Annotated in this window: 2 protein-coding genes, 2 pseudogenes and 1 CRISPR repeat array; of the genes and pseudogenes, 1 reads left to right on the plus strand and 3 read right to left on the minus strand. The window is 36.6% G+C overall.

From position 1 onward, the window contains the following. Window positions 1-331: pseudogene (locus H6G41_RS34100) on the minus strand (hypothetical protein); the annotation flags it as partial. A 256-nt stretch (window positions 332-587) separates the two neighbouring features. On the opposite strand from H6G41_RS34100, the gene H6G41_RS34105 reads away from it, so the two are divergent. Continuing rightward, window positions 588-1,622 (plus strand): M48 family metallopeptidase, encoded by a 1,035-nt coding sequence (locus H6G41_RS34105; protein ID WP_190752777.1) that lies wholly within the window; start codon window positions 588-590, stop codon window positions 1,620-1,622. Window positions 1,623-1,852: 230 nt separating this feature from the next. Here the strand turns inward: H6G41_RS34105 and H6G41_RS34110 are convergent, their stop codons facing one another. Next, the gene (locus H6G41_RS34110) at window positions 1,853-3,325 is read right to left on the minus strand and encodes a TIGR03985 family CRISPR-associated protein (RefSeq protein ID WP_190752779.1); all 1,473 of its coding nucleotides are present in this window, start codon (window positions 3,323-3,325) and stop codon (window positions 1,853-1,855) included. Window positions 3,326-3,500: 175 nt separating this feature from the next. Further along, window positions 3,501-3,825: direct repeats of the CRISPR family, unit length 37 nt; unit sequence GTTTCCAATTATGCGCCTCCACATGGTTAGTGGAGAC. Window positions 3,826-4,094: 269 nt separating this feature from the next. Continuing rightward, window positions 4,095-5,171, minus strand: a pseudogene (locus tag H6G41_RS34115) (hypothetical protein); the annotation flags it as partial.

A 5,171-nucleotide genomic window follows, 5' to 3' on the forward strand; every position in this document is an offset into this window, starting at 1 on the left:
AGGCAAAACTCGCACTAGAAAATTTCGCCTCCATCACGGGATAAAATACATTTAATAGGGCTTGTTGAACAATGCGATCGCGTACTGTTGGTATTTTTAATTCTCGTAAATTACCATTACGTTTAGGTATGATAACTTGTTTGCAGGGTAGAGGTTCATAACTACCATTAGCCACTGTATCCCGTAATTCATAGATATTTAATGCTTGATTGCGAGCAAAATCATCGATGCTTTCTCTGTCGATACCCGCGCATCCGCGTTTCTCTGCAACTTTTTCCCAAGCTCGTTGAAAATTGTGCAAAGCCAAAAATTCACTAATTATTGCTTCCATAAAACCAATGGGATTGAGGATTTTTGATTGTCAGAATCCAGATTTGAGAGCAATCCGCTCTTGGACTTGTAAAACATGAGATGTATGATTGCTGACATTCAATAGTCAACAGTCAACAGTCAAAACCGATATTTTTCACAACTGAAATAGGATTCCTATAGTTTAGTTCCTGCTTGGAAACGCGAGTTTCCATAGGGATGGTAAGTTACAGCATTGAGGATTTACTAGCTGTAATTTAACTAAATGGAGTCAAGATATGAGATTTAAAAATGCTGGCGGTAATTTAGCTGTAATTGCAATTGTGGGGCTATTTTGTTTAGGAGTTTTGATGTATGGATTGTGTGCAAGTTATTATGGGTTACTCTTATTGCAACAGGGTGCATTAAATTTTGTTTTAGGGTTGTTTTTCTTAGTTTGTATCGGTTTACCCAGTCTTTATTGGGTTGTTACTACAAGTTACCGATATTTCGCCGCAGTTCCTACTTATATTCATCAAAGAAAAATTCGGGTGATTAATCCATTTTTAGTAGATGAAAAAGGGCTATATTCGGATACCGAAAGATGGTTGTGTAGCGCAGTTAGAGATATTGCACTGGCTGAAAGTATACCCAAAACTCCTGTAGTGGGAATTGAATTGTCTGATGATAATCCCAATGCTTATGCTGTTGGTGCTACTCGTTCTTATTCAATGGTGGTTGCAACTACAGGGTTAATTAAAAATTTAAATCAAGAAGAAGTAGCCGCAGTTATGGCGCATGAAATTGGTCATATTGCTAACCTAGATACAATGGCAAAAACTTTACTTTCTGCGGCTTGGGGTGGGGTAATGGTGACTCTGTTTACACCTATGCTATTAGTAGTTTGGTATCTAGGTAGATTTGTTGCTTTATTAATGTTCATTGCAGGTTTAATTTACGGTCTATTAGGAAATTGGCAACATGCAATCAGCTTTTTTATTGGAGTTGCAATTTGGCTGATATTAATGTTGTTACCATCAATAACTCAATTTTTGGTGACATTACTAACCTTTTGGCACAGCCGTTGGCGAGAATATCATGCTGACGCTGTTGCTGCAAGGCTTACCAGCGTTGACGCGATGGTATCAGCACTCGCAACCTTAGACAGACTCCCCTTCCAACCACCGAAAAAGAATCGTGAAGAGATGTCAACTTTATGGATACGAGTTGCAATGAAAGAAGAAACCGGGGTTTTTCATTGGTTAAAACATAGCCATCCACCAATTCACAAACGAATTGAAGCCTTAAGAAGGGGAATTTATATTAAAAAATAGGTAAGAACTCAAGAGTCAGAATTAAGGAGCCAGAATAGTTAAAGAATGAGGAGAAATATTTGATGAATCAATTTACTCATCTACTAGATGACCTCTAAATTCTGACTTCTGACTCCTGGATGCTGAATTCTTACAAAAACTGTACCACCACAAAATAAGTCACAAATCAATCTCGTGATGCGCGCATCCTCAGACTGAGCCTGTCGAAGCCTTGTCCGCTATGGGTTTACCTAACAATCGTAAAATGTATAAGCTTGGCGAATATTATTAGCAATGTGTTTTCGTAATTCCATCGGTAATAACACTTCAACATTACCACCCCAAGCCAATAAACGCATGATGATATTATTATCATGGGCGCGATAGATGACACTATAATAAGCATCGTCTGGATATTTTTTTATAATATTATTTAATAATTTTGCTTCTTTGGGATTACTTGTGTAGTGATTAATTATTTGTAATAGTTTTGTGGGTGATTTGATGCGAGTAAATGTGTCATGACGAAAAGTATTGTGGATATAGCGTTGGTGATAATCGCGGTTGAATCTCAGCAACATTAAGCAGGGAGGTTTATTAATTTCAAATCCCCAAGCGTTGCTGATTTGCTTTTCTACATCATGTGGTTCTGGTAGTTGATTATTGAGATATTGAGATAACAGTTGTGGGGGAATAATTGGATTTGACCAATCCACAAAGGTAAATGATTTAATCCGTTCTAAACGATAAATGTACCAATTGACATCACCTTGAGGATTTAATCCATAACCACAAAGGTATTTTGCCCTTTGTAGGTAATAAATACACACTGGATAAACCAAGCATTGTTTATCACCACAACGAGCGCTAGCATAGTTTAAAAATATTGGTTTAATTTCTCGACTTTGCCAATTTTCTTGTAATTGTTCTTGTAAATTATCAATATTAAGCTGGTTCTCCTGAGATAAAATATAATCTACGTGTAAAAATATCCGCCGAGTTCCGTAGACTTCTCCAGAAATTTTATCGGCAATTGGGGCTAATTTGGGATCGAGAAAACTTAACATATCCAATGCTTGGGCTAAATCTGCCATTTCAGTTGAATTCAATCCAGGAAAACTCCCATGAGAATTTATTGGCTTTTTAGCAACCGTGGAAGCTAGCCAATCGGGTAATTTATCTACTCGATAGATAATATTCTGTCTGGGAAAGAGGGATGTTTCGTATTTGAGACATTCTTTAGCTATTAAAGCATTGATATCTGCCTGTAGGCTTTTTCTCACTTTAGCAAACAAGCGATCGCGAATTACTTTATTAACTGTTTGTTGTGATATATAAATATTTTTTTGTAATTCTTCTAACCAATCATCAACATTAATATTATAAAACCGTAACCAATCTACAGTTGTTTTATAACAGGGGCAGAGGGGATGGTGAGATTTGAAAATTTCGTCATTTTTCTCCAACAAACGACCGAGTGGATGTCCCGATTTAAAGGATGCTTGCAGTTGCAATAGGTCTTGATTAAAAAAATATTCGCTCCATTCATTAAAGGTTATACCATGATAGCGATCGCACTCTAAATTTTTGCTGGCTTCTCCATAAAACCAATTGATTAAAATCCAGCGTCGCATTGCTGTAATTAGGTTTTGGCTCTGGTTGAGCGAACCATCCACCAATCGCTGGAGAATGAAGAAGTGGGGAAATAATTCGGGTAAATGCATTGCAAATTCCCTCTGTCGTCCGCAATCTTACAAGCTGGGTTTAGTATTATTTATTTTTATTATTGTTGGTGAAGATTAGAAAATCGTCTATTTGTGATGCGATTGACGATTTTTTATGCAAAAGTCTCCATGTTGTTACTGGAGACTATACCACAATGGCTTATGGCGATCGCACGTTTCCAATTATGCGCCTCCACATGGTTAGTGGAGACAAATTGTAATTATTGCAAGTGCTGAAAAGATTCACAGTTTCCAATTATGCGCCTCCACATGGTTAGTGGAGACGTCCCGCACCAACAAACGGTGATGATATAGTTCTGTTTCCAATTATGCGCCTCCACATGGTTAGTGGAGACCTGATATTCAGGATCGTTATGTTCTATTTCATCTGTTTCCAATTATGCGCCTCCACATGGTTAGTGGAGACTCCAAGGGAATGAAATCGGCAGGCGAAGCGGTTAAAGTTTCCAATTATGCGCCTCCACATGGTTAGTGGAGACAGTTGGAGTCTAGAAGGCTTGATATACAAGACTTTCAAGACCAGTTTGCGCGGATAGAGTAAAAAAGTACAGTTTGCGCGATCGCTTGTCAAGTCCTCCCTGCATCAAAATTACCTCAAATACTTTCCTGGTATAGATTACAGAGTTGGCGCGAACCTCATTTTTACCTAAAATACTCAAAATCTATAGCTGATAAGCCTTTAGCGGTTATATAACAAGCCTTCGATAAATACATCTGCTGGTTCGCGCAGTTTAGACAATAAATTAATTCAAGAAATAGAATTTGCTATATCTTTAAGCTTTTGTTTTAAATTGGTAGGGTGTTCGGGTAATAAGTTGAATAGTTTTAAGGCTGAGACAAAAGGCTCTTTAACATGCTTTTCATAAGCTTCATCAACACTACTGGCGCTAATATCGCTATCATAGCCTAGTAAATATTCTTTTACACTTTCGTCTTCCATTCCCCGGAGATTATGTAATAGTTGATTGCGGCGATCGTCATCATAACCTCTTTTATCTTTACAAGACCATTTCAATAAAGCCCAAGGTGAAAAATTTGATTCTAAATTGAGCAACCAAGCTAGAAGTATGTAATTGCGATTTGTCACTTTAAAATCATCATTTGATTCCAGCTTTATTGGCTCACCATCAAGTGAGTAATCAGGGAATTTCCTACTTTTTAACTTGTTTTTTTTCTCGCTCACGCTCTTCCGAGCAAGATTATATTCTAAATATAATCCCCCAGCTTTCCAAGTAACTATTTCTTCATGAGAATTAACCTTTAAACGAACTGCTACCTTCATAAAAGTTTCTTGAGCAGCAGCTAATAAGGCTATACCTTGAATATAATTCTTATTTTCAATAAATAGGCTAATTAGGTCTAATGCATTAATGATACGTTGTTTTGTTTTACTCGTTGTAAAGTCAAAATTAATATCACTTTTTGTAGGTATATACAAGTTGAATCTATTTACTTCTTGTGCTAATTCTGTCAATGCTTGTTCTTGAATATTATTTATTTGCTCAAGCTCAATAAGTTTACTAGCAGCACCAGGTGAACCAGAACTAATTAAAGCTTTGACTTGTTGAATATTTATACCACGTAAATATTCAGAACTTTCAATTATTTTGGTTAATCCTGGTTCATATTCATTCGATACCAGAAATTTAACCCGATTTCCAAATTTTGCTAGACTCACAAATTGAATAGCAGATGAAATCGCAGGTGTACCAGCTTGATGACTGACGTATATATTATCAATGGGTTTAATATCTAAAGTCGATATTGATAATTCTTGTTGAACTAACTTGAGAGCTTGTTCCCAGTTATCTAAACCTTCATCTTT

Origin of the sequence: Tolypothrix sp. FACHB-123, from assembly GCF_014697075.1 — a bacterium.
Lineage (GTDB): Bacteria > Cyanobacteriota > Cyanobacteriia > Cyanobacteriales > Nostocaceae > Aulosira.